The sequence below is a fragment of the Streptomyces boninensis genome (assembly GCF_048572725.1).
GTDB lineage: Bacteria > Actinomycetota > Actinomycetes > Streptomycetales > Streptomycetaceae > Streptomyces > Streptomyces boninensis.
Window position 1 is genome coordinate 7,462,853 of sequence record NZ_CP183837.1, and the last position, 12,870, is coordinate 7,475,722.

The 12,870-nt window shown below is 72.8% G+C and carries 13 protein-coding genes; 8 read left to right on the forward strand and 5 right to left on the reverse strand.

Translation table 11 applies throughout. From position 1 onward, the window contains the following. Nucleotides 1-21 precede the first annotated feature (21 nt). Complete coding sequence (argF, locus tag ACNNMR_RS34015) at nt 22-1,020, forward strand: ornithine carbamoyltransferase (RefSeq protein WP_419998534.1); 999 nt, start codon at nt 22-24, stop codon at nt 1,018-1,020. A 24-nt stretch (nt 1,021-1,044) separates the two neighbouring features. Here the strand turns inward: argF and ACNNMR_RS34020 are convergent, their stop codons facing one another. Then, entirely contained in the window at nt 1,045-1,569 is a 525-nt protein-coding gene (locus ACNNMR_RS34020; RefSeq protein WP_419998535.1) for a CGNR zinc finger domain-containing protein, read from the reverse strand. A gap of 25 nt (nt 1,570-1,594) precedes the next feature. Between ACNNMR_RS34020 and ACNNMR_RS34025 the strand changes: the two genes are divergently transcribed. Beyond that, a complete protein-coding gene (locus ACNNMR_RS34025) occupies nt 1,595-1,762 on the forward strand; it encodes a hypothetical protein (protein WP_419998536.1) in 168 nt (55 codons plus the stop codon). Here ACNNMR_RS34025 and ACNNMR_RS34030 read toward each other — a convergent pair. Continuing rightward, a complete protein-coding gene (locus tag ACNNMR_RS34030; protein ID WP_420000576.1) occupies nt 1,749-2,177 on the reverse strand; it encodes an ATP-binding protein in 429 nt (142 codons plus the stop codon). The two genes, ACNNMR_RS34025 and ACNNMR_RS34030, sit on opposite strands and share 14 nt — an antisense overlap. Before the next feature lie 170 nt (nt 2,178-2,347). Here ACNNMR_RS34030 and ACNNMR_RS34035 point away from each other — a divergent pair, with 170 nt between their 5' ends. Together ACNNMR_RS34035 and ACNNMR_RS34040 are read left to right on the forward strand one after the other, a co-directional pair. Beyond that, a complete protein-coding gene (locus ACNNMR_RS34035) occupies nt 2,348-3,175 on the forward strand; it encodes an enoyl-CoA hydratase family protein (protein ID WP_419998537.1) in 828 nt (275 codons plus the stop codon). A gap of 5 nt (nt 3,176-3,180) precedes the next feature. After that, nucleotides 3,181-5,430: a bifunctional salicylyl-CoA 5-hydroxylase/oxidoreductase gene (locus ACNNMR_RS34040; protein ID WP_419998538.1), complete on the forward strand. Its 2,250-nt coding sequence runs from the start codon at nt 3,181-3,183 to the stop codon at nt 5,428-5,430. An 8-nt stretch (nt 5,431-5,438) separates the two neighbouring features. On the opposite strand, the gene ACNNMR_RS34045 is transcribed toward ACNNMR_RS34040, so the two are convergent. Continuing rightward, on the reverse strand, nt 5,439-6,254 hold the full coding sequence (locus ACNNMR_RS34045; protein WP_419998539.1) for a PaaX family transcriptional regulator C-terminal domain-containing protein: 816 nt from the start codon (nt 6,252-6,254) through the stop codon (nt 5,439-5,441). Between the two features lie 22 nt (nt 6,255-6,276). After that, nucleotides 6,277-7,881 (reverse strand): AMP-binding protein, encoded by a 1,605-nt coding sequence (locus ACNNMR_RS34050; RefSeq protein ID WP_419998540.1) that lies wholly within the window; start codon nt 7,879-7,881, stop codon nt 6,277-6,279. A gap of 111 nt (nt 7,882-7,992) precedes the next feature. Here ACNNMR_RS34050 and ACNNMR_RS34055 point away from each other — a divergent pair, with 111 nt between their 5' ends. The 3 genes from ACNNMR_RS34055 (at nt 7,993) to ACNNMR_RS34065 (ending at nt 9,772) form a co-directional block, all read left to right on the forward strand. Beyond that, nucleotides 7,993-9,144, forward strand: a complete 1,152-nt coding sequence (locus ACNNMR_RS34055) for an acyl-CoA dehydrogenase family protein (protein ID WP_419998541.1) — start codon at nt 7,993-7,995, stop codon at nt 9,142-9,144. After that, the gene (locus tag ACNNMR_RS34060; protein WP_420000577.1) at nt 9,125-9,523 is read left to right on the forward strand and encodes a RidA family protein; all 399 of its coding nucleotides are present in this window, start codon (nt 9,125-9,127) and stop codon (nt 9,521-9,523) included. Before ACNNMR_RS34055 ends, ACNNMR_RS34060 begins: the two co-directional genes overlap by 20 nt. A 90-nt stretch (nt 9,524-9,613) precedes the next feature. Further along, a complete protein-coding gene (locus tag ACNNMR_RS34065; protein ID WP_419998542.1) occupies nt 9,614-9,772 on the forward strand; it encodes a hypothetical protein in 159 nt (52 codons plus the stop codon). 1,112 nt (nt 9,773-10,884) lie between these two features. Here the strand turns inward: ACNNMR_RS34065 and ACNNMR_RS34070 are convergent. Continuing rightward, nucleotides 10,885-11,595, reverse strand: coding sequence for a hypothetical protein (locus ACNNMR_RS34070; RefSeq protein WP_419998543.1), 711 nt, complete (start codon nt 11,593-11,595; stop codon nt 10,885-10,887). 227 nt (nt 11,596-11,822) lie between these two features. On the opposite strand from ACNNMR_RS34070, the gene ACNNMR_RS34075 reads away from it, so the two are divergent. Continuing rightward, nucleotides 11,823-12,662, forward strand: a complete 840-nt coding sequence (locus ACNNMR_RS34075; RefSeq protein ID WP_419998544.1) for a GNAT family N-acetyltransferase — start codon at nt 11,823-11,825, stop codon at nt 12,660-12,662. Nucleotides 12,663-12,870 lie beyond the last annotated feature (208 nt).

Sequence of the window (12,870 nt, forward strand, 5' to 3'; positions counted from 1 at the left end):
TAGATTACCGGGAGCGCGACCATGGCGATAGCACTGACCGGCCGCCACCTGCTCAAGGAGCTGGACCTGACCGCGGCGGAGTTCCGCGGGCTGGTCGACCTGGCAGCGGAGCTGAAGGCGGCGAAGCGCGCGGGCACCGAGCGCCCGCGGCTGGCCGGGAAGAACATCGCCCTGATCTTCGAGAAGACCTCCACCCGTACGCGCTGCGCCTTCGAGGTCGCGGCCGCCGACCAGGGCGCCTCCACCACCTACCTCGACCCGTCCGGCTCGCAGATCGGCCACAAGGAGTCGGTCAAGGACACCGCCCGGGTGCTGGGCAGGATGTTCGACGCGATCCAGTACCGCGGCGCCGCCCAGGAGTCCGTCGAGCAGCTCGGCGCGTACGCCGGCGTCCCGGTCTACAACGGCCTCACCGACGACTGGCACCCCACCCAGATGCTCGCCGACGTGCTGACGATGACCGAGCACTGCGCGAAGCCCCTGGAGCAGCAGGCCTTCGCCTACCTCGGCGACGCCCGCTTCAACATGGGCAACTCCTACCTGATCACCGGCGCGCTGCTGGGCATGGACGTACGCATCGTGGCGCCCAAGGCCTACTGGCCGGCCCAGCCGGTCATCGACCAGGCCCGCAAGCTCGCCGAGGCCAGCGGCGCCCGCGTCACCCTCACCGAGGAGGTCGCCGAGGGCGTCTCGGGCGCCGACTTCGTGGTCACCGACGTGTGGGTGTCGATGGGGGAGCCGAAGGAGGTCTGGGACGAGCGGATCGAGCAGCTGGCGCCGTACGCCGTGACCATGGACGTGCTCCGGGCGACGGGGAACGACGCCGTGAAGTTCCTGCACTGCCTCCCCGCCTTCCACGACCTCGGCACCGCGGTCGGCCGCGAGATCCACGAGCGGCACGGCCTGGAGTCCCTGGAGGTGACGGACGAGGTCTTCGAGTCGGACCACTCGGTCGTCTTCGACGAGGCCGAGAACCGGATGCATACGATCAAGGCGCTGCTGGTCGCGACCCTCGCTTGACCTTGACCAAAGGGCAGGCCGCCGTCAGTCCGCCGCCGCGAGGCGGGCCCGGTACTCGGCCGTGCGCACGCGATTCGCGCAGCGCAGCGTGCAGAACCGGCGCCCGCCATTGCGCGAGGTGTCCATGAAGACGATCCCGCACCCCTCGCGCGCGCACTGCCCGGGCCGCCGCCAGTCCCCGTCGCACAGCACGTGCGCCAGGCCCGAGGCGGTGCGGGCGCGCATGCGGGTGAGCAGGTCGTCGTTGATATCGGCGTAGTGCAGATGCGGCGCGAAGCCGTCGTGGAGCGCCACGACCGGGCTGCGTACGGCGGCCGCGAGCAGCTCATTCACCAGCGCAACCCGGGGAGCGAGCTCGCCCTCGGCGAAGACGGCGCGCAGCCGGGCGGCCCACGCCGCGACCTCCGGCACGCGCTCCGCCACGAGCGTCCCGCTCGGCGTCGCGTACGCGTCGATCACCGCCTGATAGGCGTCCACCGTCGCCGCGGAATTGACCAGGGCGGCCGCGTACTGCGCGGAGGCCGCCGGCCCGTGATGGTTGAAATGCACACAGGCATGACAGCACACTCCCCGTATGGACGGCAACGGGCCTGCTGGACAGGTCACCTGTGACGACTGCGGATGGCCGCTCGATGGCGGCGGCCTGGTGGAGGTGTCCCGGCACCACACCTCCGAGGGCGTGGTGCGCTATCGCCGCTGCGTGTGCGGGGCGTGGCTGATCGACCTGCTCAGTGCTTCTTGAGGATGAACCAGACCGCCTTGCCCTGCGGCGTGCGCCGCCAGCCGGCGTCCGTGGAGAGGGTACGGATCAGGAGGAGGCCGCGGCCGGTCTCGTCCAGGAGCGGGGCCGGGGGGATTTCGGGGCCGGTCAGGCCCTCCGGGTGGTGCGGGTCGCGGTCGAAGACCTCGACCTGGAAGCCGGTGGGGACCAGCTGAACCCGCAGCTCGACCGGGTCGGTGCCCGAGGTGTGCGTGATGGCGTTCGTGACCAGCTCGGACGTGAGCAGCTCGGCCGTGTCGCGGTCGGTGTCGGTGGCGTCGAGCTCCTGCAGCACGTTACGGATCAGCGCACGCGCGATCGGCACCGCGGCGGCGGTGTGCGGCAGCTCGATGCTCCAGGCCGTCTGGTCGGAGACATGCTCGCCATCGTGCGGCATCACTGGGGGTCACATCCGTATCGGCAGGGGGTGGGCTCCCTCCAACCTAAGAAAGCGGACGGTCTCCAGGTCAGGGTCGGGCTGCCCTAAGGGGCGGGACCTTCTGCCCGAGGCAGCCATCTATCGCGCACTCGTGACGACAGTCACGCATCGGTGATAACTTCATGCACATGAGCCCGTTCACCGGATCCGCCCGGTCCACCGGGAGCTGGGACCACCTCCGCGTCACGACCGAGGACGGCGTCGCCACCGTCACCCTCGACCGCCCCGACAAGCTGAACGCCCTCACCTTCGGCGCCTACGCCGACCTGCGCGACCTGCTCGCCGAGCTGTCCCGCAGCCGCGGCGTGCGCGCCCTGGTGCTGGCGGGGGAGGGCCGCGGCTTCTGCTCCGGCGGCGATGTCGACGAGATCATCGGCGAGACCCTCGACATGCCGACAGGCCAGCTCCTCGACTTCAACCGCATGACCGGACAGGTGGTGCGCGCCATCCGCGAGTGCCCCTTCCCGGTCATCGCCGCCGTCCACGGCGTCGCGGCCGGCGCGGGCGCGGTGCTGGCGCTGGCCTCGGACTTCCGCGTCGCCGACCCGTCCGCCCGCTTCGCCTTCCTCTTTACGAAGGTGGGTCTGAGCGGCGGCGACATGGGCGCGGCCTATCTGCTGCCCCGCGTCGTCGGCCTCGGCCACGCCACCCGGCTGCTGATGCTCGGCGACCCGGTCCGCGCCCCCGAGGCCGAGCGGATCGGCCTGATCAGCCAGCTCGCGGAGGAGGGCGGCGCGGACGCGGCCGCCCAGGCGCTCGCCCGCCGCCTCGCCGACGGCCCCGCCCTCGCGTACGCCCAGACCAAGGCGCTGCTCACCGCCGAGCTCGACATGCCGCTCCCGGCCGCGGTCGAGCTGGACGCCTCCACCCAGGCGCTGCTGATGACCAGCGACGACTACCGCGAGTTCCACGCCTCCTTCACCGAGAAGCGGCCGCCGAAGTGGCAGGGGAGCTGAGCGCCATGCGCATCGCCGTGATCGGCGGCGGGCCCGGGGGCCTGTACGCCGCCGCGCTGCTGAAGCGCCTCGACCCGGCCCGCTCGGTGACCGTCTGGGAGCGCAACGCCCCCGACGTCACCTTCGGCTTCGGCGTCGTGCTGTCCGACGAGACACTCGGCGGCATCGAGCACGCCGACCCGGTGGTGTACGCGGCGCTGCAGGACGAGTTCGTCCGCTGGGACGACATCGACGTCGTGCACCGCGGCCGCACCCTCCGCTCCGGCGGCCACGGCTTCGCCGCCCTCTCCCGGCGCCGGCTGCTCGCGGTGCTCCAGGAGCGCTGCCGCCGCCTCGGCGTGGACCTCCGCTTCGGCACGGAAGCCCCGCCGGACCTCGCGGACACGCACGACCTGGTCATCGCGGCGGACGGGGTCAACAGCCTGACCCGCACCCCCGCCTTCGGCACGGCCGAGACGGTCCACCGCTGCCGCTACATCTGGCTCTCCGCCCCCTTCGCCTTCGACGCCTTCCGCTTCGAGATCGCCGAGACCGAACACGGCGTGATGCAGCTGCACGGCTATCCGTACGCACCCGACGCCTCCACGGTCATCGTGGAAATGCACGAGGACGTCTGGCGCCGCGCCGGCCTGGACCAGGCCGACGAGCAGGAGTCCATCGACGCCTGCGGCAAGTACTTCACCGACGCCCTGCGCGGCCGCCCCCTCACCGGCAACCGCTCGCAGTGGCTCCTCTTCCGTACGATCACCAACGCCCACTGGTCGCACGGCAATACGGTCCTCCTCGGCGACGCCGCCCACACCGCGCACTTCTCGGTCGGCTCCGGCACCAAGCTCGCGGTCGAGGACGCCCTCGCGCTGGCCGCGTGCATCGAGGAGCAGCCGTCGGTGGCGGCGGCCCTGGCCGCGTACGAGACGGAGCGCAGGCCGGTGGTCGCCTCCACGCAGCGGGCGGCGCAGGCCAGCCTGCAGTGGTTCGAGGAGCTGGGCCGCTATGTCGACCAGCCGCCGCGGCAGTTCGCCTTCAACCTCCTCACCCGCAGCCGCCGCGTCACCCACGACAACCTGAAGCTGCGCGACCCCGCCTTCGTCACGGCCGTGGAGCGGGAGGCCGGGGTGCCGGAGGGCACGCCGCCGATGTTCACCCCCTTCCGGCTGGGCGGGCTGACGCTGCGCAACCGGGTCGTGTGCTCGCCGATGGACATGTACTCGGCGGTGGACGGCCACCCCGGCGACTTCCACCTCGTCCACCTGGGCGCGCGGGCGCTGGGCGGGGCCGGTCTGGTGATGACCGAGATGGTGTGCGTGAGCGCCGAAGGCCGGATCACCCCCGGCTGCACGGGCCTGTACGCCGACGAGCACGAGGCGGGCTGGCGCCGCGTCACGGACTTCGTGCACGCGCAGTCCCCCGGCACCGCGATCGGCGTCCAGCTCGGCCACTCGGGCCGCAAGGGCTCCACCAAGCTCATGTGGGAGGGCATCGACCAGCCTCTCCCGGACGGCAACTGGCCGGTGGTGGCCCCGTCCCCGCTCCCGTACCAGCCGGGCGTGAACCAGACCCCGCACGCCCTGCATCCCACCGAACTGGCGGCGCTCCGCGACCAGTTCGTACGGTCCGCGCAGCGCGCCGCCCGCGCCGGCTTCGACCTGCTGGAGCTGCACTGCGCGCACGGCTACCTGCTGTCGTCCTTCCTCTCCCCGCTGACCAACGCCCGCACCGACGCGTACGGCGGCTCCCTCACCGCCCGCCTCCGCTATCCGCTGGAGGTCTTCGACGCGGTACGGGAGGCCTGGCCGGACGACCGGCCGATGACGGTCCGCATCTCGGCCACCGACTGGGCGGAGGGCGGCACCACGGCCGCCGACGCGGTGGAGATCGCGCGGGCGTTCGCGGCGCACGGCGCCGACGCGATCGACGTGTCGACAGGCCAGGTGGTGCCGGACGAGCAGCCCGCCTTCGGCCGCTCCTACCAGACCCCGTACGCGGACCGCATCCGCCACGAACTCGGCGTCCCGGTGATCGCGGTGGGCGCGATCTCCTCCTGGGACGACGTCAACTCCCTGATCCTCGCGGGCCGCACCGACCTGTGCGCGCTGGCCCGCCCGCACCTGTACGACCCGCACTGGACCCTGCACGCGGCCGCCGACCAGGGCTATACGGGCCCGGGTGCCCCCTGGCCGCTCCCGTACCAGGCGGGCAGCCGCAAGCCTCCGACGGGCCGCACGGACGACCCGAAGCCGCGCCTCACGCTGTGAGCCCCTCTTCAGACCAGCACAGCCTGCACGAACTCCCGTCCCCGCTCCCGCAACTCCCGGTGCAGCCGCCCGAACACCTCCGCCGCGACCCCGCCCGGCCAGTCGTCCGGCAGCAGCGACGCGGGCAGCCCGGGATCCGCGTACGGCAGCTGCCGCCACGCGTCGACCGCCAGCAGATAGTCGCGGAAGGCGTCCTCGGCCGACCCGGCGCCCTCGCGCCCCAGCCGCGCCAGCACCGGCTCCTGCCCGTCCAGGAACTGCTGGTGCAGCCGCGCGATCCCCTCCAGGTCCCACCAGCGCCGCACCGCCTCGGGCGTCGGCGTGAAGCCCTCGTGCGTCCCGCGGAAGAGCTCGACATACGCGTCCAGCTCCAGCCGCGCGAGGGTGTGCCGCGCCTCCCCGCCCACATGCGCGGGCGCGATCCACACCCCGGGCGCCGCCTGCCCGAAGCCGAGGCGGGCCAGCCGGGACCGCAGCAGATGGCGCTTGTTGCGCTCGGACTCCGGCACGGTGAAGACGGCCAGCACCCACTCGCCGTCGTCCTTCACCGCGGGCCGCTCGTAGATCCGCCGGTCGCCGTCGTCGAGGGTCTGGCGGGCGTCGGCCGTAAGCAGGTAGGCGCTGGCGCGCGTTGACCCGGCGGCCGCCAGGAAGCCGCGCCGCTTCAGCCGCGAGACGGCGGAGCGGACGGCGGGCGCGTCCACGCCGACCTCGGCCAGCAGCCGGATGAGTCCGGCCACGGGCACGCGGCCGTCGCCCACGTCGCGTCCGTAGGCGCCGTAGAAGCTGACGATGAGTGATCCCGGGGTGCGGTGCTCTGCCACAGGATCACCCTATCGACACAGGTCAGGACTGCCGCAGCCGGAACCGCTGCAGCTTGCCGGTGTGCGACCGCGGCAGCGCGTCCACGAAGTTGATCTCGCGCGGGCACTTGAAGGGGGTCAGCTCGCCGCGGGCGAAGTCCTTGAGCGTCTTCTCGTCGATCGCCGAGCCCTCGGCAAGCACCACATACGCGACCACTACCTGCCCGCGCTCGGCATCAGGGCGTCCGACCACGGCCGCCTCCGCGACTTGCGGGTGCCGTAGCAGGGCTTCCTCGACCTCGGGGCCGGCGACGTTGTAGCCGGACGTGATGATCATGTCGTCCGCGCGCGCCACGTAGCGGAAGTAGCCGTCCGGCTCCCGGACATACGTGTCCCCGGTGAGATTCCACCCGTCCCGTACGTACTCCCGCTGCCGCTCGTCCGCGAGATACCGGCACCCGGTCGGCCCGCGCACCGCCAGCAGCCCCGGCTCGCCGTCGGGCAGCACGGTCACCCCGTCCCGGTCCACCACCCGCGCCTCGTAGCCCGGCACCGGCACCCCGGTCGTGCCCGGGCGGATCGCGTCGTCCGCCGCCGAGATGAAGATGTGCAGCATCTCGGTGGCGCCGATGCCATCGATGATCTTCAGCCCGAGCTGCTGGTGCCACGCCTGCCAGGTCGCCGCGGGCAGGTTTTCCCCGGCCGATACGCAGCGGCGCAGCGAGCTCAGGTCGTACGAGCCTGCCTCCGCGAGCATCGCGCGATACGCGGTCGGCGCGGTGAACAGCACCGACACCCGGTGCTCGGCGATCGCCGGCAGCAGCTTGCCGGGTCCCGCCTGCTCCAGCAGCAGCGTCGACGCCCCGGCCCGCAGCGGGAAGACGACGAGGCCGCCGAGCCCGAAGGTGAAGCCCAGCGGCGGGCTGCCCGCGAAGACGTCCTCGGGTCGCGGGCGCAGCACCTGCGCCGAGAAGGTGTCGGCGATCGCCAGGACGTCCCGGTGGAAGTGCATCGTGCCCTTCGGCCGCCCGGTGGTGCCGGACGTGAAGCCGATCAGCGCCACATCGTCGGCGGAGGTGTCCACCGGCGTGTACCACTCGGGCTGCCGGGCGGCCCGGCGCAGCAGGTCGTCGGGGGCGTCGCCGCCGTACGCGAGCATGGTCAGCCCCGGCACCTCGGCCTTCGCCAGGTCGTCCACGGAGCGGATGTCGCAGAGCGCGTACTGCACCTCGGCGATCCGGCAGACCGCCGCCAGCTCGGTCGCGCGCTGCTGCGCCAGCACCGTGACGGCGACGGCACCCGCCTTCAGCACCGCGAACCAGCAGGCGACGAGGTACGGCGTGGTGGGGCCGCGGAGCAGCACCCGGTTGCCGGGCAGGACGCCGAGTTCGCTGGTCAGGACGTGCGCGATGCGGTCGGCGTGGGACTGCAGATGGGCGTACGACCAGACCGTGCCGTCCGGCGTGCGCAGCGCCGGGCGGGCGCCGCCGTAGCGCTCCACTCCCCGGTCGAGGAGTTCCGCGGCGCAGTTGAGCTGGTCGGGATAGTGCAATTCGGGCAGGTTGAACGTGAGGTCGGGCCACTGGTCCGCCGGCGGGAGGTGGTCGCGGGCGAAGGTGTCCACGTGGGCCGAAGGCTTCAGCTGCATGATGCAAGCGCCCCCTAGGTCCTGTAGGCCGCTTTGAGCGTAGCGTTAGTGTGACGGGAGTCAACAGTGCGCGATAATCATCCGGCGTACGCCGAAAGGGGTGGTGGTCCGATGGCGAGTCGTTTCGCGCTGGGTGAGGACGAGGAGCGGTGGTGTACGGAGCTGCGCGCGCTCGCGGCCGAGCGGCTGCGGCCCCTGGCGGAGGCGGGTGAAGCGGGGCGGGTGAACCGGCCGTTGGTCGCCGCGCTCGGCGAACTGGGGCTGCTGGAGCGGGTCTTCCCGCCCTCCGGCCGCCCGGCCTCGGCGCTGGAGCTGTGCCTGCTGCGGGAGTCGCTCGCCCGGGAGTGCACGGAGGCGGAGACGGCCCTTGCCCTGCAGGGGCTGGGCGCGTACCCGATCGCGCTGCACGGCACCAAGGAGCAGCAGGCGCGGTGGCTGCCCGAGGTCGCGGCGGGGCGCGCGGTGGCGGCCTTCGCGCTGTCGGAGCCGGGGGCGGGGTCGGATGCGGCGGCGCTGTCTCTGGCTGCTGAGAGCGACGGCGACGGGTGGCGCCTCACCGGCGAAAAAGCCTGGATCTCCAACGCCCCCGAGGCCGACGTCTACACCGTCTTCGCCCGTACGACCCCGGCCGCGCGCGCCCGCGGCGTTACCGCCTTCTGCGTACCGGCCGACCGCCCCGGCCTGACCGGCTCCGCCCTGGAGATGCTCAGCCCCCACCCCATCGGCACCCTCCGCTTCGACGGCGTCCCGGTGACGCCCGCCGATGTGCTCGGCGAAGTCGACCGCGGCTTCACCACCGCCATGGCCACCCTGAACCGCTTCCGCCCCAGCGTCGGCGCCTTCGCCGTCGGCATGGCCCAGGCGGCCCTCGACGCCGCGCTCGCCTGGGCGGGGGAGCGGCAGGCGTTCGGCGGCCCGCTGAAGGACCTCCAGTCGATCGGCCACACTCTCGCCGAGATGGCGACCCGGGTGGAGTCGGCGCGGCTCCTCGTCTACGCGGCCGCATCGGCGTACGACGCGGGCGCCCCCGATGTCGCCCGCCGCGCCGCGATGGCCAAGCTGCTCGCCACCGAGACCGCCCAGTACGTCGTCGACGCCGCCGTCCAACTGCACGGCGCCCGCGCCCTCCAGTCGGGACACCTCCTGGAACACCTCTACCGCGAGGTCCGCGCCCCGCGGATCTACGAGGGCGCCACGGAGGTGCAGCGCACCATCATCGCCAAGGAGCTCTACCGTGAGGGACGTGACCGTGCACCGCATTAACCCCGTATCCCTCGCCAAGCCCTCCGGCTTCAGCCACGCCGTCACCGCCACCGGCGGCACCCTCGTCTTCCTCGCCGGACAGACGGCGCTCGACTCCCACGGCGACATCGTCGGCGACACCCTCCCCGCCCAGTTCGAGCAGGCGCTGCGCAACCTCCTCACCGCCCTGGCGGCCTCGGACGGCGACCCGTCCCAGCTGACGCGGGTCACGGTCTACACGACCGACCCGGGCGCGTACCGCGAACACGCCGCGGAGATCGGCCGGGTCTGGAAGCGGCGGGTCGGCGATACGTACCCGGCGATGGCGCTCATCGGCGTCACCCGCCTCTGGGACGAGGCGGCCATGGTGGAGCTGGACGGGATCGCGGTGCTGCCGTAGCGGCGGGCTCCGTACTGGCCAGGGCCGGCTCGCCCGCTCCGTCGTCACCAAGGCCCCGTACGACTCCGGCAAGCAGATGGCGAAGGACTGGTGCGGCAGGGCGCGAGCATCGAATTCCGCGACCTGCTCGCCACGCCGGTGGCCGGCGGGCATGTCACGGCGATGCCGGCGGCGATGGGCGACTCGTCGAACTTCCTCGCCGACCGCTTCGCGGGCAAGCAGGCGAGCGGCAACTGCGGGAAGTTCTAAGCGCCTTCGCGCCGGGCCGGCGCCCCCACCTCGGCCCTCGGCCAGGTAACAGGTCCGCATCATGTATTCCCGGGCGGGCAGGCGTTCGCCAGGATCGATCACGCACGGGTACGGGGACGTCGACGCAAGGACAGGTGTGTCATGACCATGCAGTTCGAAGGCCCCGCGGCCGATTCGCTGTATCCGGCGGGCCGCGCTCCGCAGCGGCATTCGGCGCGGTATGTGACGACCGGATTGCTGCTGCTCGTCTACGCGGGCGGGCTGATCGCGTGGATCGTCTACGCGATGCGCACCTACGCCCGCCAGTCGGTCGCCGACCTGGCCCAGGGCCTCGTCGACCCGGCCCAGGAGGTGGCGGCGCCGTACCTCACGCCGTACGAGTGGATCCTCGCCCTCGCCCTCCTCGCCGTCGCCGTCCTCGCGCTGCTCCGCCGCCGCCTCGCCCGCGGCGGCGCGCTGGTGCTCGGCGTGATCCTCCTCGGCCTCGGCATCCGCGAGGGCATCGCGATCGGCCTCAGCAGCGGCTACCGCGACTCCGCCATCGACCCGCCGCACAGCGAGTGGTACCTGAGCACCTACGGCGGCGCGCTGCTCATCGGCGCCATCGTCGTCTTCCTCATGGCCCGCGCCACGGAGGACACCGGCGAGGGCGTAGCCGCCCGCCGCTGGCCGCTCGCCGTCGCCGGTTCGCTGCTGCTGGTCTACGGCCTCGCCGCCGTCAGCTGGAAGGTCTGGGAGCTCCGCCAGGACCCGGCGTACGCGGCCCCCGACACCGACCTCCGCTTCACGAAGAACGTGCCCTTCATACCCAACGGCGTCGAGGACTTCTTCCGCGCCGTCGGCTATCCGTTCCGGGCATCGCTGGTGGCCCCGTACTACGAGCAGGCCGCCATCGTCCTGGCGCTGATCGTGGTCGGGGTCATCGCCTTGTACGGGCGGCGCTGGGCGCGCGGGGCGGTGCTGGTGCTGGGCGGGATGGTGCTGTACCTGATGGCGCGGAACGTGGTGCTGTGGTCCACGTACGACAGCGGCCTGGGCCTCGACCCGAGCCGCATTCCGTCGTGGACGGACATCGCCTTCGATGACACGACGGAGATTCTGCGGACGTCGACCTATCTCTTCGGTGCGGTGGCGGCCCTGGCCGCCATCATCCTGGCGCTCGCCTTCCGCGACCGTCCGGCGGAGGCCACGGCCGGGGGCTTCGGCGCCGACGACGACACCAGATCCTTCTCACCGCTGCTCTGACCGCCGCCCTCGGCGCGCCGCCGGCGCCAGTACGCCCAGGTGACGGCGGCGAGCAGCGGGCCCCAGAGGAGCAGCGGGGCGTAGCAGGCGACAAAGACGACGGTCTTCCAGCCGCCGCTGGTGATCGGGTCGTCGTCGGCCGTCGGTTCACCCTGCAGATTGGTCCCGTTGACGAAGGTGACGAGGAACGTGCCCCACACGGCGATCAGCGCCACGGCGCCGAGCGCACCGGGCACGACGGCCGCCGCCACCGGCACCCGCCGCCCACGCAGCAGCGGCACCCACCGCGGCCAGACCTCGCCCCACCGGGCGATCAGCCCGACCGCGGTGAACGCCAGCAACTCCGACACCACGCTCAGCAGCACGATGTAGAGCCGTACCGGAAACCACCACGGCAGCGGATTGGGCTCGTCGAGCGCCTCGGCATTGCCGCCGAGCCCCGGGTAGACGCACACCGCGAGCCGCCACAACCCGGACGGCAGCACGGCGAGCGGCACGGCGAGCGCGGCGAGGCGCGCCCAGCGGGGCACTCCGGGGACGGGCAGGTGGGCGGCCTTCCAGGCGGTGCGTATCTCCATGCCGCGAAGGTGCCACCCCAGCCCGGCCGCGCGCGTCGCCCGCGGGCGGCAACCGCCGCTCCGCCGCGCGGGGGAGGGGGATCAGCCTCTGGGGTACGGGTGCGGGTATGGGTGCTGATGCGTGCCCGACAACGCCGTACGGATGGAAGGGAGTTCAGCGCCGCCGATCAGTTCCCGTGAGCGTACGCGGGTGCGGCCCAGCGCCGCTCCGTGGTGGGATGCGCCGCATGAACGATTCGCTGCGCACCCGCATCGAGGAGTACTACGCCGCCGTGCCGCTGCTGTTCGCCGACGCCGAGGAGTTCGGCTCGCTGCGGCTGTTCGTGCGCAGGCTGCCGGGCACCCCGTACTACGGCGGCCCCGGCTACGCGCAACCCGTCGCCGGGCACATGGCCGCCGCCGACATCGCCCGGGTACGGGCCCGGCAGCGCGAACTCGCGGTGCCGGAGGCCTTCGAGTGGCTGGCCGAGACCGCGCCGGGCATGCGCGCCGCGATCGAGGCCGCGGGCCTGCCGGTGACGGAGCGCCCGCTGATGGTGCTGGACCGGCGCCACGCGATCGAGCAGGGCCCGCTGCCCGACGGCGTGACGCTCCGCGCGCTGACGGCCGACGACCCCGCCCTGCCCGCGGCCCTGGCGCTGCCCGGTCTGGCCTTCGCCGACGAGGGCACGGCGGTGGGCCCGGCGGGCAGGAAGGAGCTGTCGGCGGCCGCCGAGGAGGTGACAGCGGACGGCACCCTCGCGGCCGCCCGCCCCACCATCACGGCCGGCCACAAAACGGTGATCGCTGCGATAGCCGCGGACGGCACCCCACTGGCCGTGGGCCAGTACCACCCGGCGCACGGCACCACCGAAATCGGCGGCATCGGCACCCTCCCCGCCGCCCGCCGCCAGGGCCTCGCCGCCGCCGTCACCGCAGCCCTGGTCACCCACGCCAGGACCCAGGACGTGCACACCGTCTTCCTCGCCTACGCCCTGGCCCCCGTAGCCCGCCTCTACGCCCGCATGGGCTTCCGCCCCGCCGGCATCACCCTCCTGATCGCCGACCAGCCGGCCCGGGGCGCGTAGCACGCCGGTCGGCGCCCGTGCTGCTCACGCCCTCACCCTTACGCACCGCCGCTCCGGGGTACCCGACACCCCCGCGGCCCGATGGAGTAGGGTTATCTCGACATCGAGATATCTGCCGAAGGCCACCCCGCGGTCGCCCGCTCCTCCTGTTGGAGAAAAAACGGGCGTAACGGCAGGATTGCGGTGGAAGGCGCAAAGTGACGAAGGA

Coding starts and splice junctions, on each gene's coding strand:
- argF (WP_419998534.1), top strand. CDS start 22: ATGGCGATAGCACTGACCGGCCGCCACCTGCTCAAGGAGCTGGACCTG.
- ACNNMR_RS34025 (WP_419998536.1), top strand. CDS start 1,595: ATGGACGGCAACGGGCCTGCTGGACAGGTCACCTGTGACGACTGCGGA.
- ACNNMR_RS34030 (WP_420000576.1), bottom strand. CDS start 2,177: ATGCCGCACGATGGCGAGCATGTCTCCGACCAGACGGCCTGGAGCATC.
- ACNNMR_RS34035 (WP_419998537.1), top strand. CDS start 2,348: ATGAGCCCGTTCACCGGATCCGCCCGGTCCACCGGGAGCTGGGACCAC.
- ACNNMR_RS34040 (WP_419998538.1), top strand. CDS start 3,181: ATGCGCATCGCCGTGATCGGCGGCGGGCCCGGGGGCCTGTACGCCGCC.
- ACNNMR_RS34050 (WP_419998540.1), bottom strand. CDS start 7,881: ATGCAGCTGAAGCCTTCGGCCCACGTGGACACCTTCGCCCGCGACCAC.
- ACNNMR_RS34055 (WP_419998541.1), top strand. CDS start 7,993: ATGGCGAGTCGTTTCGCGCTGGGTGAGGACGAGGAGCGGTGGTGTACG.
- ACNNMR_RS34070 (WP_419998543.1), bottom strand. CDS start 11,595: ATGGAGATACGCACCGCCTGGAAGGCCGCCCACCTGCCCGTCCCCGGA.
- ACNNMR_RS34075 (WP_419998544.1), top strand. CDS start 11,823: ATGAACGATTCGCTGCGCACCCGCATCGAGGAGTACTACGCCGCCGTG.